The sequence below is a fragment of the Paenibacillus sp. RS8 genome, from assembly GCF_041956825.1.
Classification (GTDB): domain Bacteria; phylum Bacillota; class Bacilli; order Paenibacillales; family Paenibacillaceae; genus Paenibacillus_AQ.
In genome coordinates this window covers 22,877-47,764 of record NZ_CP168130.1, presented here as the reverse complement: position 1 = coordinate 47,764, position 24,888 = coordinate 22,877, and the positions used below count along the sequence as shown (strand labels likewise).

26 protein-coding genes and 2 pseudogenes are annotated in these 24,888 nt (G+C 42.8%); 2 read left to right on the top strand and 26 right to left on the bottom strand.

Going from position 1 to position 24,888, the window contains the following annotated elements; translation table 11 throughout:
* Positions 1-552: 552 nt before the first annotated feature.
* From ACDZ28_RS00405 to ACDZ28_RS00395, 3 genes are all read right to left on the bottom strand, one after another.
* Entirely contained in the window at positions 553-780 is a 228-nt protein-coding gene (locus tag ACDZ28_RS00405; RefSeq protein ID WP_375102312.1) for a hypothetical protein, read from the bottom strand.
* Positions 781-1,008: 228 nt separating this feature from the next.
* Positions 1,009-1,317: a hypothetical protein gene (locus ACDZ28_RS00400; protein ID WP_375102311.1), complete on the bottom strand. Its 309-nt coding sequence runs from the start codon at positions 1,315-1,317 to the stop codon at positions 1,009-1,011.
* 72 nt (positions 1,318-1,389) lie between these two features.
* Complete coding sequence (locus ACDZ28_RS00395) at positions 1,390-1,752, bottom strand: hypothetical protein (RefSeq protein ID WP_375102310.1); 363 nt, start codon at positions 1,750-1,752, stop codon at positions 1,390-1,392.
* Between the two features lie 230 nt (positions 1,753-1,982).
* Between ACDZ28_RS00395 and ACDZ28_RS00390 the strand changes: the two genes are divergently transcribed.
* Positions 1,983-2,309, top strand: coding sequence for a hypothetical protein (locus tag ACDZ28_RS00390; protein ID WP_375102309.1), 327 nt, complete (start codon positions 1,983-1,985; stop codon positions 2,307-2,309).
* 187 nt (positions 2,310-2,496) lie between these two features.
* Positions 2,497-3,672 (top strand): hypothetical protein, encoded by a 1,176-nt coding sequence (locus tag ACDZ28_RS00385; RefSeq protein WP_375102308.1) that lies wholly within the window; start codon positions 2,497-2,499, stop codon positions 3,670-3,672.
* 135 nt (positions 3,673-3,807) lie between these two features.
* On the opposite strand, the gene ACDZ28_RS00380 is transcribed toward ACDZ28_RS00385, so the two are convergent.
* The 23 genes and pseudogenes from ACDZ28_RS00380 to ACDZ28_RS00270 form a co-directional block, all read right to left on the bottom strand.
* Entirely contained in the window at positions 3,808-5,553 is a 1,746-nt protein-coding gene (locus tag ACDZ28_RS00380; protein WP_375102307.1) for a hypothetical protein, read from the bottom strand.
* A 144-nt stretch (positions 5,554-5,697) separates the two neighbouring features.
* Entirely contained in the window at positions 5,698-7,488 is a 1,791-nt protein-coding gene (gene ltrA / locus ACDZ28_RS00375; protein WP_280788538.1) for a group II intron reverse transcriptase/maturase, read from the bottom strand.
* A gap of 712 nt (positions 7,489-8,200) precedes the next feature.
* Positions 8,201-9,349, bottom strand: coding sequence for a hypothetical protein (locus ACDZ28_RS00370; protein ID WP_375102306.1), 1,149 nt, complete (start codon positions 9,347-9,349; stop codon positions 8,201-8,203).
* A gap of 1 nt (position 9,350) precedes the next feature.
* Positions 9,351-10,001, bottom strand: a complete 651-nt coding sequence (locus ACDZ28_RS00365) for a hypothetical protein (RefSeq protein WP_076179615.1) — start codon at positions 9,999-10,001, stop codon at positions 9,351-9,353.
* A gap of 29 nt (positions 10,002-10,030) precedes the next feature.
* Complete coding sequence (locus tag ACDZ28_RS00360) at positions 10,031-11,077, bottom strand: DUF6094 domain-containing protein (RefSeq protein WP_280788536.1); 1,047 nt, start codon at positions 11,075-11,077, stop codon at positions 10,031-10,033.
* A 111-nt stretch (positions 11,078-11,188) separates the two neighbouring features.
* Positions 11,189-12,376, bottom strand: coding sequence for a DNA polymerase III subunit beta (gene dnaN / locus ACDZ28_RS00355; RefSeq protein ID WP_076179613.1), 1,188 nt, complete (start codon positions 12,374-12,376; stop codon positions 11,189-11,191).
* Complete coding sequence (locus ACDZ28_RS00350; RefSeq protein WP_375102305.1) at positions 12,348-12,596, bottom strand: hypothetical protein; 249 nt, start codon at positions 12,594-12,596, stop codon at positions 12,348-12,350. The genes dnaN and ACDZ28_RS00350 overlap by 29 nt, the downstream gene beginning before the upstream one ends.
* Positions 12,597-12,661: 65 nt before the next feature.
* Positions 12,662-13,501, bottom strand: coding sequence for a hypothetical protein (locus ACDZ28_RS00345; RefSeq protein ID WP_375102304.1), 840 nt, complete (start codon positions 13,499-13,501; stop codon positions 12,662-12,664).
* 554 nt (positions 13,502-14,055) lie between these two features.
* A complete protein-coding gene (locus ACDZ28_RS00340) occupies positions 14,056-14,313 on the bottom strand; it encodes a hypothetical protein (RefSeq protein WP_023559076.1) in 258 nt (85 codons plus the stop codon).
* A 257-nt stretch (positions 14,314-14,570) separates the two neighbouring features.
* Positions 14,571-14,766: pseudogene (locus tag ACDZ28_RS00335) on the bottom strand (phospholipase D-like domain-containing protein); the annotation flags it as partial.
* Positions 14,767-14,792: 26 nt separating this feature from the next.
* Positions 14,793-14,981 (bottom strand): annotated as a pseudogene (locus ACDZ28_RS00330) (SpoVA/SpoVAEb family sporulation membrane protein); the annotation flags it as partial.
* A 175-nt stretch (positions 14,982-15,156) separates the two neighbouring features.
* Complete coding sequence (locus ACDZ28_RS00325) at positions 15,157-15,312, bottom strand: hypothetical protein (protein WP_159067864.1); 156 nt, start codon at positions 15,310-15,312, stop codon at positions 15,157-15,159.
* A 293-nt stretch (positions 15,313-15,605) separates the two neighbouring features.
* Positions 15,606-15,953, bottom strand: coding sequence for a hypothetical protein (locus ACDZ28_RS00320; protein ID WP_023559073.1), 348 nt, complete (start codon positions 15,951-15,953; stop codon positions 15,606-15,608).
* Positions 15,954-16,058: 105 nt separating this feature from the next.
* Complete coding sequence (locus ACDZ28_RS00315) at positions 16,059-16,496, bottom strand: Hsp20/alpha crystallin family protein (RefSeq protein WP_054943631.1); 438 nt, start codon at positions 16,494-16,496, stop codon at positions 16,059-16,061.
* Positions 16,406-16,663 carry a hypothetical protein gene (locus tag ACDZ28_RS00310; RefSeq protein ID WP_375102353.1) on the bottom strand — a complete coding sequence of 86 codons (258 nt, stop codon included), beginning with the start codon at positions 16,661-16,663 and terminating at the stop codon, positions 16,406-16,408. The genes ACDZ28_RS00315 and ACDZ28_RS00310 overlap by 91 nt, the downstream gene beginning before the upstream one ends.
* Positions 16,664-16,692: 29 nt before the next feature.
* A complete protein-coding gene (locus ACDZ28_RS00305) occupies positions 16,693-17,736 on the bottom strand; it encodes an ATP-binding protein (RefSeq protein WP_375102303.1) in 1,044 nt (347 codons plus the stop codon).
* A 158-nt stretch (positions 17,737-17,894) separates the two neighbouring features.
* Positions 17,895-20,069 (bottom strand): PAS domain S-box protein, encoded by a 2,175-nt coding sequence (locus ACDZ28_RS00300; protein WP_280788528.1) that lies wholly within the window; start codon positions 20,067-20,069, stop codon positions 17,895-17,897.
* 325 nt (positions 20,070-20,394) lie between these two features.
* A complete protein-coding gene (gene dpsA / locus ACDZ28_RS00295; RefSeq protein WP_054943629.1) occupies positions 20,395-21,321 on the bottom strand; it encodes a dipicolinate synthase subunit DpsA in 927 nt (308 codons plus the stop codon).
* Positions 21,322-21,358: 37 nt separating this feature from the next.
* Positions 21,359-21,673 (bottom strand): YunC family protein, encoded by a 315-nt coding sequence (locus ACDZ28_RS00290; RefSeq protein ID WP_023559069.1) that lies wholly within the window; start codon positions 21,671-21,673, stop codon positions 21,359-21,361.
* Positions 21,674-21,832: 159 nt separating this feature from the next.
* Positions 21,833-23,347, bottom strand: coding sequence for a phospholipase D-like domain-containing protein (locus tag ACDZ28_RS00285; RefSeq protein ID WP_375102302.1), 1,515 nt, complete (start codon positions 23,345-23,347; stop codon positions 21,833-21,835).
* Between the two features lie 80 nt (positions 23,348-23,427).
* Positions 23,428-23,634: a DUF1657 domain-containing protein gene (locus ACDZ28_RS00280; RefSeq protein WP_029197844.1), complete on the bottom strand. Its 207-nt coding sequence runs from the start codon at positions 23,632-23,634 to the stop codon at positions 23,428-23,430.
* An 88-nt stretch (positions 23,635-23,722) separates the two neighbouring features.
* Positions 23,723-24,298, bottom strand: coding sequence for a CBO0543 family protein (locus ACDZ28_RS00275; protein ID WP_375102301.1), 576 nt, complete (start codon positions 24,296-24,298; stop codon positions 23,723-23,725).
* A 62-nt stretch (positions 24,299-24,360) separates the two neighbouring features.
* A complete protein-coding gene (locus ACDZ28_RS00270; RefSeq protein ID WP_023556420.1) occupies positions 24,361-24,834 on the bottom strand; it encodes a hypothetical protein in 474 nt (157 codons plus the stop codon).
* Between the last annotated feature and the right edge of the window lie 54 nt (positions 24,835-24,888).

The window sequence follows — 24,888 nt, the reverse complement described above, 5'->3', positions numbered from 1 at the left end:
CCTTTCATGTGGCATTAGACTCCCCTTCATGTGATACCTTATACTCCTATATTTGTGGTCATTGACTCCCTTTGATGTGGCATTTAACTCCCTTTTTAGTGGCACTAATCTATATTTATCCCTTACGCCATCTAGCATTTTCCTCTCTTAAAACAATAAACATATTAATAAAATAAAAGACTATAAACACATTAATAAATAATTATGTATATCACTTAAGAGATTAAGAGAATCATCATCAAAAAAATCCATAATTGAAACCTTCTCTATACTTTATTCTCCTAAACTCTAATTAAGAACACTGAAAAACTTCATAAATAGTAATCTCACCTATAATGACCCAAAAAGCAACATAGCTAAAAAGCGCTTTAGAACACATCATCTTCCTTAAGGTTTGTTTTGGTTGATATGATAGACTCAGTAAAAACCGGTGTCCTCAGCATGCAAATAACTATCCTATATAGACAACTGCATCCTTACGTTGAAATGCAGTAGGTAGTTCTTCCACAAGCGGATCAACATTTTCAAAGAAATATTCTTTATCAGCATCATTTAAATTATTAGCTGCCCATTCTTTAATTGATTTAGTTCATCAAGAATAATTGGTAAGTTTGCTTCAGTTACCTCAACGCCTAATTCAAAAAGTCCAATCCACCACAAATCTAGTGCATTAATGCCTGGTAACCAGCATCTTTCAAAAAAAGACAGATAAGCAACTTGTATGTAAAATTTACTTTCAAAATCATTCTGCGGATTATTAATTATTACACTGATTGCCATTTCTCAATCCCCTCCCCCGTAGGTAGCACTAAATTTATAATCAGAATATTCTTCTCAAAGCTGATTTACAACGTTCTCATTCAGTCGCTTGTCTTAACTCTATATGGCAACCCATACAGGAGAGACAATATGCCACGTCATTGCTCAGGTTTTAAGTTGCTCCTAAACTATCGATATCCAGGTGTTAGATTAACAAATATCTCACTCACTAAGCTTCAAAAGATCATTTCATTCAGGTAGTAATACTGATCTCAACTGATAATTTTTTTTCATAAATTCTCTCTGAACCAACACTTTATTAATGGTTTGGATCACCTTAAATTGAATTTTATCTTCAGCATTAAATGAGCTATCATTTTTTAAAAACTCTTTTAAACTCACTAATCGTGACACTGATAAATCCCATAGTTTTCTTTCAATAGCATCACCAATTTCAATGACTATTTCCCCATTTCTTCCCACGGATATCTCATGAGAATACACTGAAAGTAGATGGTTTCCATCAAACATAAGTTTAGTTTCTGATTCCTCATACATCGTTTAGCCTCCCATAATAATATATATACTATTATATTATTATATTATTTACATAATATAATTGGTTGGTTATTAATTATCAGTTTCATTCTTAGAGATAGATCTTTTAATAAAAAAAGAATTTGCCCATTGTTCCAAAGTAATCCCATGTTTCTCTATAAATTTATCAGTTTCATCTTTCTTATCAAAAATAAATAACTGTCTATCCTCTTCCTCATCTACTAATTTACCATCTGGTAAACGACCATAATTGTATTCATTCGGTGAAGCATGAAGCAATCGTACGTACTCACCAGAAAGAGAACAAGCTCCAGCAATAGCAGTATTATCAATATTCTCTGGAGCAAGGGCACCATAGATCGCACAATGAGTCATTTCTGCATTAAGCTTGTCACATAATCGGCACGTCGGGTATATTTTCTGTTTCATTACCATTTGGATAAAACCTCCATTATTCTGACTGTTGAGATTATCATATAACGGAACTTCCAAAACTCAAAATAAATTCTGTACTTAGTAATTATTTGAAATATTAAGAAAAAAACATATAAATCAACGAACACTTCATCCATTTTTGACTTATTAGAATTTTTTTGTCATATAATAGTTCCTATAGTTGTAATAGGTAATCGTTTACAATTACATCACAAGGAAGGTTGTGAATAATGAAAAATCCGATTATCAGTAAAAAGTCGTTCTTTCTTATACTTTTTTTGATATTCCTAATAGGAGTATACTTTCTATTCTTTGGATTACCATGGAAGTCCATTGCACAGAAAAAACAATTCGAAGTCTATTTAGAAAATAAATATCAAATTGAATTCAAGTTTAAAAAAATGGACTTTGATTTTATGCACCGCACATACCTTACTTATGCATACCCCGTGAGTGATCCAACTTTAGTTTTTTATGTAGGTCAAGATATTGAAAACAAAGAAATTCATGATCTTTACCAATATGAACTAGATAAACGTAAGGCAGGAGCAAAATAGATGCGCTTATTTATTTTAAAAAAGCAAGGAATCATCCGAATCCGGAGAATCCCTTGCTTTTTCTGTTTTAAATACCATTTTTAGTTAATTTAATCATAACTCTCACTCTATTATATAGTATAATATGTAATTAAAGGAGGAAAATAGACTAATAAGATCATTTATCCAAACAAAAGGAGATGATAGAATGTTTGTAAAAAAAACAATAGCTATGTTTCTCTTAATCGTACTATTGGGTTCTACTGCATTAATCCCACCTCCGGCAAGTGCAAATAGTGAAATAATCCCCGTTGATACTGCCATGCAAGTTGTTGAAAACGATATCAAATCCATAACTCCTGAGCATGAATTTTATGGGCTTTGGAATCATGTAGAGGTGGTTCATCGTGCAGACTTGTATGATATTCATGATAATATTATGGGTTACTACTTCCAACTTCTAGATGATGGACAAAGCGTAGGATACTATATTTCTGGAGCAAGATATGATATAACTCCGATACTAGAATACAGTAGTGCACCGGCTAAAGATTCTTTAGAGTCACCGGAAGCAGGCAAGAAGTTTTATTATTTTGGAGGAGAGAATCAAGCCAAAGCAGCGAATGCCGATGAACTCATTGCACAAATTGAGTTGGGCATAAATACATTTAACGAAAAAGTACAACAGCAAAAAAGCTTATCGGATACTGCTACACTGACTTTATCCAATGTGCTTAAAGATTTGGATCTGAATGTAGACCCCAACTCATCCCAATTGTGGGAGCAGAATCTGGCATCGGAAGCTATTTCTCTACGAGCCTATCCAGAAGCATACTACTTGAGCGTTCCTTCAATGAACCAGTATCAATCCGGCGTTAATCATCCCAATAGTGCCTGTGGGCCTACTTCGCTATCAATGGTAATACAATACTTACACAGTATAGGATTGTCAGTTCATAATATGCAAACATACTTTAATAATTCAGAAAGTGAAATGATTAATGGGATGTACAATTTTCTAGGGTCTAATTTCTTAGGTACTTCAGCAGGAAATATGTCGTATTTGACGCCTCAATTGCTAAACATGCACATGAGTGGCTGGACAGCAACAAATATCAACGGTGATGCCTCTGGAGCTACTGATAAATATAAGGATCGTATTGTTAGTTCCAGACCTCCATTGGTGATGTGGGATACATTAGGAATCTTTCCTTGGCTTGATCCTGAAGTGACATGGCATTGGCAAACAGGAAATGGATACAGAATGTCCAATGGAGTCTTCGAGCTAGGTGTTAAAGACCCTAGTAGTAGTTACACTACTTCCAAATATTACAGCTGGGCAGCCAATAAAAATTACTTCTTATTCACTTCATATAAACAATAAATATCGAGACAGAATTATTTAATAATAAAGGTAAACTGCAACTGTACTTTATATCTCCTATCGTATGAAAAAAAGAGAAGGCAGCAAAACACTGCTTTCTCTTTTTTTTAAATATACACATTTTCTATTCGAGAATTAGAAATTAAAAACCATCTGCCCCTCAGAAACGTTATACGACTTTTTCCTCTTAGTCACTGGTGTCTTTCCTTCAACAAGAAGTTCCAGCTTCCATTCGTTATCTCTCATAACATTTGATTCAACCGGCTTAGTTGTCAATGCTAACAACCAGCGGCGGAAATCGATATCGTTTAATCGTACCTTACTAGGATCCCAATGCAGTTCATAATGTTCCAGGAAAGAAGTTCTTGTTACAGCTAACCCATCAACCCCTAGATCAATGTTATTGGATACATACTCAATTTGTTGTTCAAAGCGCCCATACATATCTTCTGGAACGATGGAGTGTGCCCAAGATATTAACGCTTCTTCCACCGTTGTTCCAAAATACGTAGAGATAGTAGGAAGTTTATCAATAAGAATGTCTTCTTCTAAACCTGTTTTTACTGTTGTTGGAGTAATAGGAACCAAATGTGTAGGCGTAACAGACATCTTGCCCCAAATGGATTCAGCACTCTCTACTCCAGCAATATTGTTCCCTACAAAGCGTTTGGCAAGTTCATTCGCCAAACTTCCTCCGGAACTTTCCGTTAAGGCAGCAAGACCATCCTGACTAAACTGTCCTTCTAAAGCAAGCGCTGTGACCATTTTCGTGGCCATAAGATTGATCGCTAATTCCTGCATCGTACCTTTATAACCGCTATATACAGTTTCACATAGCGCCTGCTGACCAATTCTCCAATGTCGCCGGCTTGCTTGACGAACAATAGATAATCGATACCCCGTTTGATAAAAATACAGTGACGGGAAATTCAGAAGATCTAAACCTGTACTCACCAAAATTGGATTCGTGAGCATAACTTGAATTCCTTCTTGTTCCCGCTCCGCAATCCAAGCTTCCCGTAGCGGCCCATCTACACTGGATTCTAGAACACCTGTTTTGATTCCGCGCTCCTCAAATAAGGTTTGTAAGCGCTCGAGTGTACCCAGCTTTCCAGTGTACGTAGCATAGACTCCAACTTTCCGTCCCGCTTTGATCCTTGCCCTAGCGAATTTGATCAGCTGAAGTTCTTTTGGATATAACAACCGATCGCTAAGTCGATATCGCGGCGAGACAATCTCTTCCCCAGTGTCAGGATGATAGACACCTTTAAAGTTGAATGGTACATCCGGATAGGATAAAAGTGTATTAAGTAAACTTCCGAGTAAGACAGGTTGTCCACCTGCCTCAATTTCTTTCTGTACAGCTTTACGCAATAGATCAGATACTTCATTCAAGTTCTTTTCCAAATACCACGAGGGAGCCAATAATCGAATACCCTTCTTCACTATTCGTTTAGTGCGTCCTGGCTTTCGGTGAATTCTCGTTGTACAGGATACAAGGGTTCTTTCTCCCCCAAGCTTAACGTTCAAGGGCCCTTCCTGCAGCTCCGGTAAAACTTCGAACATATCAGACATCTGAATAAAGCAGGCGACGTCACTTAGCATGTCCGTGAAAAGCTGAGGTGCAGCTGCCGGCAATTCCTTTACACTAGTTCGAACAGGAGATCCATTACTGGAAGAATTCAATGCATTATCCTTACGAATTTTAGTTACCCTTTCTCGTACGCCATAAAGATCGATCCATTTCCCAACATCGCCCCAATTAAACCCCATTTGCTTCAAACGCTGTGGAAACATACGAAAAATAAGCTCAAATAGGTTACTAGAATATCCGTTGAGCAATGTGCCGGTCATTGCAATGGACCGTTTCGCACAGCCCATTAATACATGGAAAGCATGAGCTTGAGCGCTGCCACCCGTTAATAGCCATAGGTAAGGGTTTGATGCAATCGCTCCCTTTTCCCCGGCTCCACACCGTACGTGAACCTTTCAGTTCATACGGCGTTCCATCTACTAGTCTACCTATTACACCCTATTTAGCTTACAAAGGCTCCTGAGTTGGTTCAGTTTTCTCAACTGCATTGCGTTGTGATTAAAATAGTGGAGATATTTCTTAATAGTCTCTTCGTTCGTCGCGTGTATCAGCCTATGAATGTCCCGGTGTACAATTGTAAGATTCTTAAAGTCATCTCCCCCACCAAGGTATGTAGGGGTTTTATGATGACAGTGAACGTCTGATGCTTGTAACGGGATTCCCGTTATGGCGCATCGTCCCTTCTGCATGGAGTAAACTGACAACCGATTGTCCATGTATTCAACGGATCGGTTAGGCAGTTTGGACCTCATAAGTATTACAATCTGTGAGTCCCATGCAAAATCTCGATCATTGTCAAACGGATTCGTGGATTGGGAGTAGTTCAAGTTCGGAATGGACTTGATGTTCCCTATTGGGAAGATGTACAAATCTCCGATCTTATATGTCCTCCTCGTGACAGGATAGTGTCTCCTGTAAGTCGCCTCCGGCGGCAATCCTGAAGGATATTCATAGGATGCGATGTTCTTAAGACGATACCTCAAGGTTTTCATGAGCCGGAAATCAAGGTCACGGAAAGCTACAGTCGCATGGGTAGCATACTTATAATAATAGTGCATACCCAAAATGATCGAGTTGTAACGATTGATGTTCTCCGAGCTCGCGTCCTTATGGATTGATTCAATCTGTCTCTTCAAAGTACCCTGCATTTGCTTGGTCTTCTTATCTGAGACATAAGTGAAAGCGACAATCTTATGCCCTTTCTTAGCGGTCTTGAACTTGTAGCTCAGAAATTCAGAACTTTTCTTCCGAAGGTTAATAACTCGGGATTTTTCCGGGGATATGTCGAGTTTCAACCTATCCTTTAAGAACTTACGGACCGCATGGAACCATTTGTATGCAGTCGTGCAATCCCGAGCCATTATCCTGAAATCATCAGCATATCGGACGATGAATCCTTCTTTCATATTGCTTCCGTCTCTCAATGCTCGGTACTTCTTATCGTTGCATGAGTAAGTATGGCGGGTTTTATCGAAAGTTTCCCATTGATTAGCTACCCAATGATCGAGGTCATTAAGAACCACGTTCGAGAGCAGCGGGGACAGGATACCACCTTGCGGAACTCCCTTGGTTGGGATGCCTTCACCCTTTATGGGGGCTTTGAGCATTTTACTGATGACTGACAGCACGCGCTTGTCCTTTATTCCAATGTTCCATAGCTGCTTGATAAGCAAATTGTGGTTCACGTTGTCAAAGAAACCCTTGATGTCGATGTCCACTGTATAATGCAGTTTGTTGATGTTAATCAACGTCTGCACCCTTGCTATAGCATGTCTAGTCGATCGGTTAGGTCGAAATCCGTATGAGTGATTGTAGAACTTAGCTTCGCAGATGGGCTGAAGAATATTCAGGAACATTTGCTGGACTAAGCGGTCTATGATGCTAGGGATTCCAAGAGGTCGCTTGTCTCCATTCGGTTTTGGAATCCAGACTCTTCTTACTTCCCGCGGGCGGTAGTTTAATACCGTTTCCCGCATGAATTGTATGAAATGGGTCTGATCCTGTTCTGCCATGTGTATGATCGTGTATCCGTCGGTGCCCTTGGTTTTGGAACCCGTGTTGGCTTTAATCATGCGGTAGGCCAAAAGGATATTTTTGTCGGAGATGATCATTTCCATGAGGTCTCTGAAATTACGCTTCCCGCTCTTACTCTGGGCGTAAAGGTCTTTTTGAATCTCCACTGATTCGTAGTATTTATTGCCTCTGGACGTCTTTGTGTTCATCGGTGTAGGACCACCCCCTAAGAGTGAATCCAACTCACCTTCTTACCCGAAGGATGAACTTTAGCAAGCTAGAATGTAGAATGGTGATCTGTAGACTTGGGGCTATCCCTCCACTGTGTTTCCACAGTTTCAACGGTACTGTGCCCCTACTTTCACAACAGCAAACACATTTCGGCTGAAGCCTTATAGTGACCCTTCCGGTGATAGCCGTTTGGTATGAAGGTCTGTTGCTTACAACGTTCCGATAGATTTAGCTGTACATATGCCTTTAGGTGCCTGCTTTGTACCCGTGAGCCTTATAGCCCCATTGTTGGCTATCCCGACTTTCATAACGAACAATCTTACTCATCGGTATCTCACCCCGCTTCACACGGTAGCAAGGGTTTCCCCAAGCTTATGCCTCTAGATACGTTCATTCGCAGGTTTGTCAGTCCCACCCTTGGGACATTCTCACCGTGGACATTTTATAGCGCCCCGGCATATCCCGATCCATATCTTTTCCTGGAGCGGGATACCCGCTCCATAAATGACTTAGGAGCGGTTCTACCGACTTTACCTAGCTTCATACCCATTGGACTATCATCTTACAGAGCATGTAGGAGTATTAGGCTGTTGGTTTTAGCTCGACATGGCGGCCTCATTCCCAACATCAATCTATCAGTTGTATCTCAAAAATCGAGACCAGCAATTTCGCTCCAAAGGAACTTATATGCTAACGTTTCGCACGTTCATGGCATTCATCTCCAATAGCTAGATCAAATTTATTTTTGAAATAACGCTTAAAGAGATCTGCCGGTGATACTTTTCGTGGAGCTGGACCTACTGGCTTTTTTGCTTGCCCAGAGTAACTGCTTTGATCATGATTTTTCGCCGTCCACAAGGAAGCATTGCATTTCCGCGTGCCCATTTCATAAACGGGTGTTTTTCTAATGGATCCATCCGATTGAAGTTCTTCGACATGTTGAGTTGCTTTCAAATAGGAAACCAGATTGGAACAAAATAGATTGTTTTTTCTTCGAGTAGGTTTCCCATGCTTATTAAAGAAATCTTCGTACTCCATCGGTACTAGATCTCTCTCTTCTTCTTTCATGAGTAAACCACCACAGTCCGGACAAACCCATCCCTTAAAGGCTGTTTTTGTAATAGGTTTATCCTCGCTACCTCCCTTTGGGATACAGGTATACGTACGATCTACCCACTTAGCTGCAGGAGCATTAACATATCCTAATTTGGCTGTATCCCTTGCAATAATATAGACCTCTATCTTTGTAGGAGCGGTCTCCATTTTTTCGCTATCTCTTAAGTGGATAACATCAACATAATTATTCAAAAACTGGACTTCAAATAACTCTTTATTTAGGAGAAGTCCGACTTCACGCTTTGTTTTCTCAATGAGATGGTTCGGAACCATATATATTACGCGGCCTCGCCCATGAAGAACTTCTGAGAGCAGTGCGAAAAAGGTAGCAATACTCATAGCCGTTTTACCGGTGCCTGGTTCACCAATAAGAAAAAGATTACGTGATTTACGTAGACCTTTAATCAAAGCAGTTACAAGGTGAGCTTGGGACTTAAACAAAGGCCGCTTAAAATGATTAAGAATCTCAAGCGGTTCATCTCTCCCTGGGTGATGGATCGGCACATACTCTTTATCCAAGCGCCGGATTAAATCCGCTCCGAACATGGATAAATAATCCCCTATGTTTTCAATGTCCATCAGTGTATTGAGTTCTCCCGCTCCTATAACCCCATCTTCTGTCTCATGCTCTGCTTCGTTTCCTTGCTCTTGAACACCTGACTGCTGATCTTTGATCTCTAATAGCTCATCTTGGCTTTTTTCCATAACCGCAGGATAATTCAAATTAGACAACCTCCTGTACTTGTTCATCTTCTGTGAGTATTAATGCGCCAGTCTGAAGACCAAATGAAATACAGCCATCAAGCACATCTTCCTCAACCAGTAATTCATAAACGACCAATTCAGGATTATCATTTGAAAAATCATGTACGTTCAAAGGAACTAAGCCTTTACTTTTTATTAGCTGCTCATAGAGATAAGGTGTCCACTCTTCAAGCAATGGTGTCTCATAATACGAATCAATGGTCCAAAAAAGCTTCTCATGAATGTTCCCATCCCATGCGAATATGATATAGCCATCTTTTTGGCGTTCTAATACCTTTTCACTCACGACTAACCCAGTAACAAAAGTATCATCCTCGCGTAAAGACATATGCTTATATTTTCCGGATGGATAAACATAAAGTGAGCTCTTATCATAATCTTTTTCACCAATCCGTGGTGCATGAGATATTCGGAAGAAAACATCACTTTTCTTCCGAGAATGATGAAATTGAGCAAACATCGCCTGCACTCTGGAATCAATATCAATGACGTTTGCATACACCAACTCATTCTGTTGCTTTCGATCTTTCTCATTTACTTCACGGGTTACAATAATAGAAGTATGTGTTTTTACATAAATATCTTTATGCTTAAACTCCATGAATTTCATATTTTCTATTCCTCCAGATTCGTTCTTTTTTAGCTTTGAATAGTACGAATGTTGCCATACCGATCTACAATTTTAAAAGTAATCGTAAACTTTTCACGTTCGGTAATTACGGTTTCATTGTCTGTTACCTCGGTAGTACTAATACTCTCTTTTTTGACAACCCCTTTAAGAACATGAAGAAGTTTCCCACTTCCCACTTTTCCGTTCAGTTTTCCAGAAGCCATTCTAAGTACTCTGTGCATTTCTTTGTCTGGGAGGAGCGGCTGCAGTCGTTCTGCAGGCTTCTTAGGGGTTGACCATTCCATCCCTTTACGAGTGAGTGAAGATAGGCGTGATACCTCTCTCACATGATCTACGTCGATATGACTCGAGCGAAATAGCTTAGGGCTAATGTTTCCAGGAAACACTTTATATAGTGGGGCCTCTGCCATCGGAATACGTTGTAGTTCGCTTCCCTCAAGCATTAATCCCAAGATTCGCTGTACCTCATTCCTATCAATATATTTAGTAGCCCTCTTTCTTCCGATCGTATACACCTGATTGAAGGTATCATCATGGGAGGCATATACACGGATATCATCCAAGTTGGCCACCAAAATATTCACTATATCTTTGGTCATACGACCACGAGGGATATTAAATATTAGGATTCCATCCACAGCAACATAAGGGAAAAGCTGCCGAAGAAACCGCTTTTCTTTACGCTCCATCTTCGATTCTAACGTCTCGCTATCGTTATCATAGGGAGGATTAAGGTACATGAGTCTAAAGGTATCTCTGCTGATACGACACTCTTCATATCCCCCGTATAGAGCGTAGTTCGCACGTTCTCGAAGTTCGAGATACTTCTCTTCATTTGGCTCAATCCCGAAGGTTACCGCCTCAGTGCCTTCTGTCATGACATTCAATGCATTTCCACTGCCGGCACAAAAGTCGGCTACAGAAAATGCGGATTTCGGAAATTGAAGAAGACTACGAATACACAGCGTATCCTGATCTTTAGTCTCAAAATTGCCCATTCTCACTTTGTTATGAATAACCCGGTCAAACATATCTTTCATCTGATTGGACGACATCTATTTCCCTCCTAATTTTTAGCCAAAAAAAAGAGCTGCAGCATGACGCGCAACTCTTTTAGGCATCCTGTTATAGTAATCCCACACACCATTGCTACTACTAAGCCCTTGTCATAGGCACGGAAGTAAAACTGCAGTTACCGATGGATCACCTTCTAATGTCAGATACCCAGGGCTCTTCGAACCACTCACTCGGATCTGAACATTTTTGGTTTCTCGGTTGCCCAGAAGTAAAGCTTCACGTAGATACTTTCCATTAAATTTCATGACGGGGAAAGAAGCATTAGCATCTAAAATAGCTGTAGGAAATCCTTCTGTCAGTGCACTGTTTTTTGATTGAGTATGAACAACAAATTCTCCTGTTGTATCAACTTCAAGCGTCACACGATTATTTTGAGCATCCAGTGACAAAGCACGATAAAGTGTCTTATCCAGCTCCTCTTTAGATAAAGTAATCGTGATTCCCTGATCTATCCCCTTAAAAGCTACAGAAAGATCTGGAAAAGTCGCATCAATCAATCTACCAAAATAGACAATGTTCTTATCTCTTAGGATTAAGTAAGTACTCGTTACTGCGAGTTGAATCGCAACTGAGTCTTTTAATGAATCCACAATCTGTTTAAAGTTCTGTGCAGGGACAATTGAGGACAGAAACGTTTCCGGAGTATCTATAGGGATGTCCGAAACAAATCTACTAATCCGATGACGATCCGTTGCTTGGAATCCTAATTTCCCCTCATGATTATAGATATGTATACCATTCAGTGCGGGTGTTTTTTCATCCGTAGCTGTAAAAAGTGATGTAACAGCAGCTCTTCGAAGAGTCTCTAATGAAATAGGGATCATATCTGTTTTCCCCAAGACGGGAAGCGCAGGGAATTCATCAGAGTCTAAGACACTAAGATTAGCCTTACCACTCTTTCCATATTGAACATGCACTGATGATTCCTTTCTTGTCAGCGTCAAACTACCAGCAGGCAACCGCTTAATAAGTTCGATCCCTTCTTTTGCTGGGAACAAATAACTCCCCTTTACCCCGCCTGTATTTTTCACCTCCATCATCTGCAGCACGGATTGACTAACGTCTACAGCCGTGATGAACAGAGTATCACCATTCAAGTCAAACTTTATCGTTTGCATGATAGGGATAGCGCTCGATTTAGGTATAACCTTCCCGCAGATTGTTAGTGCATTCATGAGGGCACCGTGATCTACTACAAAAGCCATCTCACTCGTTACCGCTACTTCTTCTTTTTCATCTACATGATTTTCATGACGCTGCTCCAAAAGTATTTCCATTAGTATCTTCCTCCCAGTTTTTAGGCACAAAAAAAGCCATGGAAAATAAAAAAAACATACCTGTGGCATGCTTCTTAATCTCCATGGCAAATTCTATGCCTGTTATTTTTTTATCCGTTAACCGGATATACTCCTTCACTCGCCGAAAAGGTAGACGGCGGTGAAAATAAATACCTTTCGTAATATCCGTATTATAACAGTTCAACGTCTTTACAATCAATATAAATGGTTCTCATACCTATAAAATAAAGATACCCTCTTTTTGAAGAAGGTATCTTTATTAATTTATGAGTTACCAATGATTCTCTTGGGTAGTTCTAATCCTTCCGGAATCGAAATGTAACAGCGTGTTAGAAGAAATCCAATACAATTGACCTGCATGCCTTCTAACAGACTGTACCCATTTTTAGTAGATACCAGTGAATATACATGATATTCTTTGAACTCTTCGAGAATCATTTTTAAATGTTGCTGTGTTAAGCCAGTCCATACATTCCCGAAAAAACTTTGATCGTAACTTACCCGCTTCACGAAAAGTGGATGTGTCACCGCTGTTTTGTTCGAAGATGGAGGTATGACTACGCTAGCTTTGTTAATGAATGTGTCAAAATGGTACTCGATAACCAACTCTTGTATCAAGGATTCTGTCATTTCCCCATAAAAGTTGAATAACCTTCCATGACAATACTCTGTTAATACAGTGATACCATCCATAGTACACCAGATCATAACATTCTCACTAACCTCTAAACCTCTTGACCGGAGCATCCCCTCACATATAAATCCAAAACGTCCTAACTCGAATCCAGAAGAGACTTGTGAAGCAAAATCGATCAGTTGACGCTTGGAATCATCGGCGGCTTGCTGGACACTGAGTGGATCAGTAGAGCGAGGTAGATATAGCGTGATTTCACTTTCACTTTCATTCTCTTTAATATCATAGTAGATATTTAATTTTTGACAGAGAGCACGAACGGCATGAACTGAAGGATCATCTATACCATAATCTATATGGCAAATCGACCAGTCCCCTTCGTGATAGGCAGAAACAAATGTTGTGAGAATGTCAGCTACATCTTCATCTACAATATCAAATCCGAATTTAAAATCAGCTGATAGGAACATTCTTTCTAATTTTGGAACAAGTTGACTACTCCAGATTCAAGCTTTATCTCTTAAAATGGCAATATTGAAGAACGCATACTGTGTAATTCCCCAATACTCCTTGTTCTAATTGAGTTTTTATTGGTTACACACCGTCCCTGTGTAAACCGTGAATTCACTTTTCTAAAATTACCACAAATACGTCTAGAAATCAAATGTTTAAATCGGACCTCGTTCCGACTCGATAATTGTACTTAAACAACCTCCTCGGTATATATACTAATGGTGGGGTACAGTCCCCTCCTTGCACTTAGAGCAAATAGGCTGCCACGATTGGTTGTTCTGGTAGTCTATTTGTCTCTCCAGAACTAAACATGCAGAATTTAAACTTTTCCAGACGAGAGATGCATATGTAAATTTTTGTACTAAGCCCTCGTTGTCCCTGTTATTTTTCTTACTCTAAGGATTTAGCTGTTTATGATTATTCGCTTCGTCATTACTGCCAATTTCAACATAATATACGCTAACGTTCCGTAGACGGTTTCCTGTTCTTCATCCTCTCCCTCGGTGATACTTTATTTCGGAGCGAAACCATGCAGCAACAGCAGCTCATATGTCGCAAGGATGCCATTAGAGTCGCCGTATCGCGTCTCGTAGTGCTGGAACATGTCGTGAAAAAGGCGGCGTAGGCCGATTCGGCCGGAAGGGGAGGCTACCGAGGCGCTGGCGCCGATCGCTTTTATCGCATGGAGAAAATCGCGCACCGTCGGGTACCGTTCGATGCGGACGTTTTGGCGGCGCCGCGGGTTCATAAACCCGGCTGCGGCCAGCATTGCGTTCCACTCCTTAGCTGTATGCAGCGGCAGGCCGTGGCGCTGCGGCTTCAAGCCCTGCGCACGGTAAGCGAGCTCGAATGCGGTATGCAGCTCTCGAAACGTCTCCAGGCATTACAGGTGAGCGTTACTCCTAGTTCTTTACACAAATCGTCATAAATCTGTTCTGTAGGATGCTCCTCTATGAAATGTCTTGTAAGAAATTCATACCATACCTGGTGCGTTAACCCGCGAGCTATAACAGCGAGGCAAGCAGATTGCTCCGTGAGTTCCCGCGCTACGCCGGCGCTGTACAAAACTTCGCACACCTTGTAATTGAGGCGATTGCTTCTTAAAATCATAATTCGCCGAACATACCACAGCCGTTTCCTCATCGACGACCATCACCTTTGCGTGCAGCATCCCTTTTTCGTACATGTAAATCTGTACCCGGCTTCCGTAGTAGGTACGGCTCCTATCTTAGAAGCCGGGCACATGCTTTATCCACGAGGCTTTGCTACGAGCGACGCAAGAAAAGAGAAAATGATCGCTGCTGAAACGCCGGCGCTCGTTAACTCAAAAATCCCGATGATGATGCCGATCCATCCATCCTGCTGCAGCTCCTGAAGCGCACCATGAACCAGAGAGTTTCCAAAACTGGTGATCGGGACGGTCGCGACGGCGCCCGCAGCTGAAAAAGACATCTTATCTTATATGAGAGATAATCAGGAAAGGAGGGATTGGGGCAATGACTGTAGCTACTCAGGTCAAAACTTGCCTGGCTTCGCTGAAAAGCACCCAGGGAAGAACCGCAATTCAAGGGCTTCTAGTCCATCCATGAACAAAACCGGAAGCAGATCCCGGCTAGGGCAGCAAATGATCCGCAGCTGTACCGCCGATGTACTGCTGCCGATCCGCAAGGCAGACTAAATGAAGAATGGTGTCGGATACACTGCCTTCCGCTGCCGCCTTCGTATCCTCCCGCTCTTCAGCCCCGCAAACCTTGCATACGCTGATCACGATTACTGCTCCTCGCGAAATTTTGCAGTTGCCATGCCTGTATCCCTCCCAAATCTTGCGCAGCTTGCTTGTCAGGTCGCCTCCCAAGCCAAGGCGCGCTGGTTGGCTCGGGAGGCTGAAGGCGCTAGGCAAGGCAGGGGTGCAAGTCTCGTTCGGCATGTTGCTGAACCTTTTGCGCGGCATTTGGGACTTATTTGCAAAGAAAATCGGCTGAATGGTTTTGGGGTATACGCATCGTCAAGTGAAAAAACGACCGCCTTCTTTTTAAAGCGATCGTTTTTTCACTTGCTGTTCTATTGATACTGCCGTGGCTGCAAATTCTGATTCTGCCAGCTCTGAGCCATTGGCCAGCCCGCATTCTGCACGCCGGCTTGTTGTTGCGCTGTTTGTTGAAGCTGAGAACAAATTTGCATCGCCTGCTGCATCTGCTGTATGGCAGTTTGATGTCCTTGCAGAACAGATTGAATGGTTTGAACCGCTTGACGTTCTTTCTGGGCCAGCTGATCCAGTTGGGCGGCGTTTTGCTGCTCCTGTTGCAACATTTGTTGATACATGTTGCTCGATTGCTGGGTTTGCTGGATCAACTGTTGAATAATCTGCGCGCATTGGCTTGCTTGCTGTGAAAGGTTTTGTTGATACACGATTTTTGACCTCCTTCAATATGGTAGGACTTCATCCCCCAAAGCTTATTATGTGCAAGCGCCCATTTTTCATGTAACGCCTATATTGTGATCTCACAATTCATTTTAATGAAACTGCACATCAATTTGCCGTTGGGTATCGGCTTTTAATTTCGGCATGCGAACTTCAAGGACACCGTTGCGGTACGTGGCTGTCGTTCCTTCCGTTTGAACGCGTGATGGCAAAGACACCGACCGTTGGAACCGTCCGACAAACCGTTCTTTGCGATGTATTTGTTCCTGCTTCACTTCATTCGCTTGCTTTATGGTCCCACTAATTGTAAGCATGTTTTCATCCACATCGATATGAAGGTCTTCTTTTTTATCCAAACCAGGGATTTCACAAGAAGCAATCACTTCATGTTCAGTCTCAAATACATCAATACGAGGGGTAGCAAATCCCAGACGCGCGCCTATTTCAGGAAAACCTTCGTTAAAAATTTTTTCCAAATCCCTTCTCCATAGATCGGTATTGCGAAACGAATCCCAAGGAATGAGCGGCATGTAAGTTCCTCCATTGTCACATTATCTTTTTTTTCAGCTTTATTTTGTACTCTTCGGAAAATATTATTCTTTGCTACCCTGCATAGTTGAATTGGAATATGCCTTTGGTCAGAAACTCCCGGCAATAGCCCCCGAAAAAATTTTTTGAGGGTTTGTTGTGTAGCCATTGGCATTTACAGCAATGTTACCGACAATTTTAAGTTGTTCCCGTAAATGTCGGTAATTGAACGATAACATTTGTGCCGACCTCCGAGCTTTCGAAATTCAAAGAGCCCCCCATTTTTGCGATCATAGCATGACTGAAACTAAGCCCAAATCCGATAGCGTCCGGTTTACTTGTAATAAACGGTAGGATGATTCGGGACTGCAGATCTTTTGGAATTCCTGCTCCTTGATCGCGAACAATGATGTGGATATGATTATCCGTAATGTTTATTCGGAGCGTTAAGACAGAACCTGGGGGACTTGCATCTAATGCGTTGTCAATGATTTCTTGCAGCGCCGCTCGCAGCAGCTTGGGGTCTCCTAACACAAAGCCGTTTCGCTCCGGATATTCCAAAGCGAAACGCACTTTTTTGTCTAGTGCTTGGATTTGTATACCGGGAACCCATTCCTGCATGAACGAAATGACGGAAACAGGAACAAATTTCAATTGGGAAGGCTTTCCAAAGAGCAAAAACCGCTGCAACGCTTTGTCGATCGTCTGAATTTGCTCATCGAGCAGCTTAAAGTATCCTGTCATTTTCTGATGAGGCGGAGATGCCGCAAATTGCAAAACGGAAACATGATCCTTCGAACTTTTTTCCAGAAGTTGAAGCGTCCCTTTGATTACCGCTAAAGGATTTAAAATGATATTGGCTGTGCCCGCCGCCATATGCCCAATCGTTTCCCTTCTTTCTTTCTCACATTGAATTTGCACGTACTGTTGAAAATCTTGGATATCGGCCATTAGAACAAAACATTCCCCTTTTAACTGAGGGTATACATAGGCGATCATGGATCGCACTTTGCCATCTAACTTCTCTTGTACGAGTACTCCCGGGTAATTCTTTTTATCCTGCAATACTTGCCCCACGATCGCTTGTATTGCCGAGTGTGCAGGGAATTCTTCTTCGGGGGTTACTGAGTACCATGTGTTCATGGTTGTATTTAACCATAAAATTCTGGCTTCTGAATCAACGACAGCCAGTCCAATATCCATTTGATCGGAATTCATAAGGAACTCTACGATTTGCTTCATCTCTATTAACGTCCTCCATTTGCTTCCTCCATTAACTCCCTTCCCGGCCACTTATCATGTGCAAACTGCAGTAAACAAGCGAGCGAATTTCTCGTCACGAAGTGGATGGGTTATGAATAAAATTAAACCCACTTTCAAAGAAGTTATTAAATTCGTTGTTACAGAGCGACGGGAAACGATACGGTGAAAGTTGTACCTTCACCAACCTCGCTTGCAACCTCAATATTCGCATTGTGATACTCTGCAATCTGATAACAAATGGATAGCCCGAGACCCGTTCCTGTCTCTTTCTGCGTAAAAAAGGGTTGTCCGATCTTTTGCAACAATTCTTGCGGAATTCCAACCCCGTTATCCCTTATGCTTACTTTAACCCATTCATCGCATCGCATTTGTTCGATCCAGACAGTTCCCCCTTCAGGCATCGCTTCAATGGCATTCTTAATCAAATTAATAAATAACTGTTTGATTTTATTTCCATCGCACCGGATCTGCACGGATTCCTTGGTTGGATGAAAGTGAATTTCAACATTATGTAAAGTGGCCTGCGCCTGAAGCAGCACGACGATATCCTGAATCAGCTCGGAAAGATCATGCCGCGTCATGTTCATCTCTTGCGGTTTGGCTAAGGCCAGCAGTTCATTTAGAATAAGTTCGATACGAGTTAATTCATCCTTCATAATATCGTAGTACTTACTTCCATTTTCGTTGCCGGCGCTTAACAATTGCAGAAATCCTTTCAGCGCGGTAAGCGGGTTTCGAATTTCATGCGCAATTCCCGCGGCCATTTGACCCGCTATGGATAATTTGTCTGCCTGATGAGCAGATTGCTTGGCTGCATCAAATTCGGTAATATCGTGCATGACACAAATGCCGCCCACAATTTTATTGTGAACAATGATCGGCTTCCCATGACAGAGAACGAGGCGATGCTCGCCATTCGACTTTTTAACGACCATTTCCAGATCGCGGAAACTTTCGCCCCGATACGCCCGATAAAGCGGGACGCGTTCCTTGCTCAACAGCGTTTTTCCATCCGATTCATACAATCCGTATGTAGAACTCCAGTGTTCGGGAGAAAGAGGTATCTGTACGAATTCGTGCAATTGTCTTGCGGCTCTATTCATGCTTGTCAATATCCCATTTTCATCACAAATCACAACGCCGACATCCATCATTTCGACAATACCACTCATGACACGTTCTTGAGTAGCCAGGACGTCTTCCAGCGTCTTTCGGCTCGTGATATCTCGAAAAACCTTAACTATTTCACGAACATTGCCCGAATCGTACCGTAGCGTGTTGCTTACGACCTCCACCCAAACAAAGGAGCCGTCTCTTCGACGTAATCGCAAAATGTTGACATAACCGTCTTCATTCATCCACTCTTGCGAGTTGTCCAATTTTTCTATATCGGGAGGATAGAACAGTTCCCAGACAGGTCTTCCTATCAATTCCGTCGCATCATAACCCAGCAATGGTTTGCACGCCGGCGATATGTAGTAGATAATGCCATTGATATTCAGTGTAGCAATCATTTCCCCCGTGTGGTCCGCTAACAAACGATACTTTTTCTCGCTGTGCTTCAGGGCCTTTTCCATACTGGATTGCAGGGTAATATCCCTTGCGATGCAATGCAGCCCTACGAGTTCATTCTGAATGAAATTCGGGATATGCAATACGCTGAATTTTAATATTTGGCCGTCTTTCGCTTCAATTGAAGTTTCCATTTCAAACCGGGCATTGGTATACGTTTCCGTCACGTGCTCCAGACTTTTCCAAATGATGTCTCCAAGTGTTCTTTCCAATTCGTATAAGTCATAGCCCAATAATTTCGTGCAGGCGCGGTTCACATAGCTGATACTTCCATCCAACATGACGTCGTAAACAAGATCGGAATGATTGTCAGCAAGCATTCTGAATTTATCCGCGTATTCCTCGTTCAATTCAACAAGCCTTTTGCGATACGTGATCTCCTGAATCTGGATCAAGAATATCCTTTCCGGATATTCCTCCACTTCGATGATCGATAGGGTTGTCGTTCCCCATTTGTGTCTGCCGTCAAGACAAATATAACGATTTTCCATTTCGACATAATCGGAATTACCGCCTAACAAGTCATTGATGGATCCGTTATATAATGGAACGTCTTCCGTATAAATGATATCATGTATTCTCATTCGCAGCAGTTCTTGTTCTGTATAGCCCAGCATGTTGCATAGCGAGCGATTGACCATTTCCACTTCCCCGCCGAGCCGAACCATAGCTTTTCCGACAAGTGTATAATGAAATGCGTGGTGGGCGACAGGATGCGAAAGCAAATCTGAAATATCCATTGTGCAAGTAACCTCCGACTGTGCAATAAGCGTATAGTTGCATACGTAACGTTCTTCTGTTAAGAACCTATGTATGTACTCTATTATATAGGTCATTTGTAACAGTTGGAACAAGATTCCGAGACCAACTTAACTTGGAGTCCCCGAACGCTAGCCATGGAAACGGAACCGACTTGTGATCTGCGAAAGAGCCGCTTCACCACGCACTTCATCATCCGAATTCTTACGAAAATAAGACGGAGGCCGGCAAAGTTGCCAGCCTCTATGATCAAGTATACACAAGTAATCACACCTTCAATTGATTCGTTATTCAGTGTTCACGATCTCATATCCCGGAAGGACAGGAAAGTATGTCCATTTGCTCTCGGTTTCGACTCCGTTCGTCCTGGATCAATTGACATAACGTACTCGCCAATATACGTCCAGCCGTTCTTGGCGCGACCAATCCCGGTAAACTTGGTGCCAACAAGGCCTTGATTCCACGTTTTTCGGCAAAACGAAAATCAGTCCCACCAGGTTTGGAAGCCAAATCAATAATGATAGCGTGATGCGGAATACGGGTTAAAACACGAGAACTAAGAATATGCGCCGGAACTGTGTTAAAAATAATATCCACATTTACGCCTTCATCGTACAAATCTTTCGTATTAAACGGCTCAATCCCCATCTCCCAGGCACGTGCAAACTCCTCCGGTTTCTGCACACCCGCTTTGACGCGTGCCCCCAGGCGGTGAAGCATACCGGCTAACGTAAGACCGATTCTCCCCAAGCCCAGCACCATACAACGCGAACCATGTATGGTAATGTCCGTATGTTGAATGGCCATCATTAAGGCGCCTTCCGCAGTGGGAATGGAATTGAAGATGGCAACATCGTCCCTGCTGAATAATTCAATCAGATCGATCCCCAGTTCCGCGCAAAGGTTCTTCAAGTAGGACTTGGCTATGCCAGTATAGACTTTTGCGTGTTTCGGCAAGGAAGACATATATTCCTTGTTCAGCAATAGCGTTTCAGCTGAAAATGAAGATTCTACTCTGCCATGGTCGTCTGTACCGACAACCGGTAATATCAATATGTCCGCTTTGCGAAGAACCTCCTTCGTAAGCTTGGAATAATGGACTTCATGAAGTTGTTCGTGCAAATCTTCAAAACCGATTACCGCAACATTTGCATCCAGGTCAGTGAATGACCGAATGATTTCAAGATGCCGGGCATCGCCTCCAAGGAAGACAATATGCAGACCCGTTAACAAAAAATCCCCCTACTTTCCTTAAGAATGGACTCAACAATTACCTGCCCCCGCTTACCATCTTTAAAAGCGCATCTGCTCCTTTCATTCCAGGGCGAATTCCGCGTAATTCCGCCTCTGTAGTAACCATATCGAGTGGGGCATCCAGCAATTGCTCTATGGTTCGCACCCCGGTTGCGCGTCCTGCGACAATGCGGCGATCGTTTAATTTCTCATTTAACAAACGGATATCCAGCGCGCCGCACATGATATATCCGTGATCGGTTGTGATGGCAAGAAGTGTTGTTTTGGGCAGGGCGACCTCGATACTTATAACCTGATGACCTTCCACTTCAATCGGTTTCATCATGATCATCTATGATGCAGCTCCTTTTTTTCTACACTATATGCCGGGCGTGATATTTGCACCATAGACGGTAGCCCAAATCCGATATTACTTGTCTTCGTTGGAAGCCTTCTCCCCTTTCGCCAGTGGAAACTGGACTTCGATTCAATTCCATGTAACTTTTGAGATTTATAACAAAGGAGACAACAAACGCGCCGCTTGATCAAGCATGCGCTCGGAAGAAGTACGATGCATATGATCTTCCAAACGATATGGAGTAGCCTCGGCGAGATCCCGTTCGAATTGTTCCGTAAGCTCCCGGGCCACATCGGAATGATACATCACTGCACACACTTCGTAGTTTAAACGGTAACTACGGAGATCGTAGTTGGAAGAACCCACTTCGGCAATCTCGCCATCGATAATCATGACTTTGGCGTGCAATACCCCTTTGTTGTACTGAAACACATTGATCCCTGCTTCCACGAGTTCGCCATAATACGTACGGCTTGCAGCTCCTGCAACTTTAGGAATCACTTGGCGCGGCACCAGTAATCTCACTCGAACGCCACGCGCCGCGGCTGTTTTGATGGCCATAATGATATCCGCATCGGGTATAAAATAAGGGTTGGTCACGTCGATGGTTCGGGTCGCCTGCGTCAGGCAGATGAAATGCATTTCCCGAATGACCGGAGTAGGCAGCCCGGGATTGCCTTCGAATATCTGTATATAGACGTTATGCGAATCCTTGGATGGGGAAGCTTTTCCCATGTGGGGGCCTTCCATCGTTCCCAGCTCCGATCCCCATTCCCATCCGTATCCTCGTTCTGTTTTGCCGGATGGAAATGGATGAATGGCTTTATCGTCAGAAAGTTGAGCCGATTCAGGGAGAAATTTTGCCTTTCTCGTTAAATGGAGCATGTCCGGTGACGCCATTTTCCAGTGAGCCTCAAAAACGGCTTTCACATCATCCGCTGTTTCGCCGGTTAACCGCATATGAGTGTCGCGCCAAAAATCGACATCCGGCTTCATTCCGGTATACTCGTCCCCAACGTTGATTCCTCCCATGAAGGCTTCCTTTCCGTCGACGATGACGATCTTGCAATGATCCCGGTATGTCAAGTTGGATAGTACCCAGGGGATTCGCAAGGGAAAGATGGTCCTGCATTCAATGCCTGCTTCCATCATCCGGCGAACCGCATGTTTGGGAAACGACCGGCTTCCCCAGCCATCCCTTATAAAACGAATGTTCACACCGGATAAAGCCCGGTCAATCAGCACATCTGTGATACGTTTACCGATATGGTCATTCCGGTATATGTAATATTCCAGATCGATTGACTTTTGTGCGGCCTGAATTGATTGAAGGAGTTTTCCGTAGGTTTCCATCCCGTTCGTGAGGATTTGGACGGAACCGGTTCGAAGGCCACTGACAGACAAAGGTTGCAAAGCCCGAGCGATAACAAAAGCGGAGTCACCACATGCTGTAGGCAACGCTATTGGGTTATTGTGCGAAGAAACGAGCTTGTCCCGCCGCATTTGCACAGGATTCGTGACGAACAGGTAACAAACGAATCCGATAATCGGTAATACAAGTCCGACTGATATCCAAGTCAACGCTTTGGCGGGGCGGCGCACCTCCCGAACCGCAATGATGATCAATAGTGCCGTATTTACTAGCCATAATCCTGCTATCCATGCCAAGAAAATCAGCCTCCCAATCCAGTCATCTACGAGGGAATAAAGGGGCAGCCATGCCGAGAAGAGATCGGCATGGCCCTTTATTAGAAACCTTTATACTGCGGTTCTTCCTGTTCAATTTGTTGTAACCGTGGAGTGACCTGGTCAATGATGTTTTGTGTCTGTTGCGCTGCATTTGTGAACGTGGTTTTGGCCTGCTGGTTTTGTGTATTTAACGCAAACTGTTCAAAGCTGGCCTGTGCGCTTTTTAATGAAGCTACAGCTGTTTTCACTTGAGAAGCTACCGTCATGTTGATCACCTCCTGAAATGGCATCCATATGTAATATGTCAACCCGTCAGAAAAATAATGAATGGTAAAATTTTACGATTGGCTATTGTCAGGGGTTAGAGTCTTTTTGAAAAGATTTACCGAAATCTATGCCCTTCTTGGCAATGCTTGAAGCCAGCAAGTACAGCCCAACATAGATAGGAAAAGAATAGGTATGCATCCAGTGAACGGGGTGGTATAAATCGGCCATTTGTGAGACCGGCTCGGCCACAAAAGCGGAAAATCCCCCAAATAGGAGAGCTTTGAACAACGGATGTATGCCAGACTTGTACTGGTGTAAGAACATAACCGTGACGGGAAGAAGTGAAAAATTCCATGGAAAATTGGCCGGCATGAACGGTACGACTTCCCAGTGATAATGCCAGAGTCCCATGGCAATCCCAAGCTGGTCCAACCACGATGTCACGATAATCATCGTAAACCCGGATAGGAGAAACTGTCCCGTAGCTCTCTTATCCCGAAATCCGATCCAAAATAGCCAGGGGCATATCGATAAACCTACTCCAAACCACCATTGCCGCGTAAACAGTACGTGAGTGCGCCAAATGTCAGTCATGTTGCGGTGTGCTTCAACAATCAATTGATAGGCTTGTTCGATTGCATGATGAATCTGATTTTCGTCCACTGATATGCCACCCCTTTCCGTTATCCGCTTACCGATCATTTTTCATCCGATATGTGCCTGTTTTATATACGCGAGTTTCCATACAGTATATTCGACGTTACAAATACGCCGACCGGCGGCAGCGAAGTTGAAGGCGGTTGCGGTGGGATATAGCCGCTATACCCCGCCAAGCTTATATCAGTTGTCGCTACCCAGGTTCCATATTCGCCCGCCTGTAAAGAAGAGGGTAGCATCCGCAGACGTCCGGTGAGAACCAAATGCCGAAGTTGAATCTTGACATCGTCATAGATGGTTAATTGGCCGGAGTAGGCGGCGTAGGGGGAATGAAACATGATCTGCTGCGTGCTTTCATTCCAACTTCCTTCAATCGGAATCGGCGTTCCGCGAAATTGGATGGTGCCTTGAATTTGCTGGTCCTGCAAAACACGCATCACTAGTTTGCCCCACACAACCGGTCTTCCGGCGACAGATGCATGAACTCCCCATATGGAAAAGGGAGGTAAACTCTTTGTACTTGTTTGAGCCGCAACGGACATGATTCATCACTCCTCAAAGTTAGATCACGTCATTATATGCGTCCTCGGAAAAAA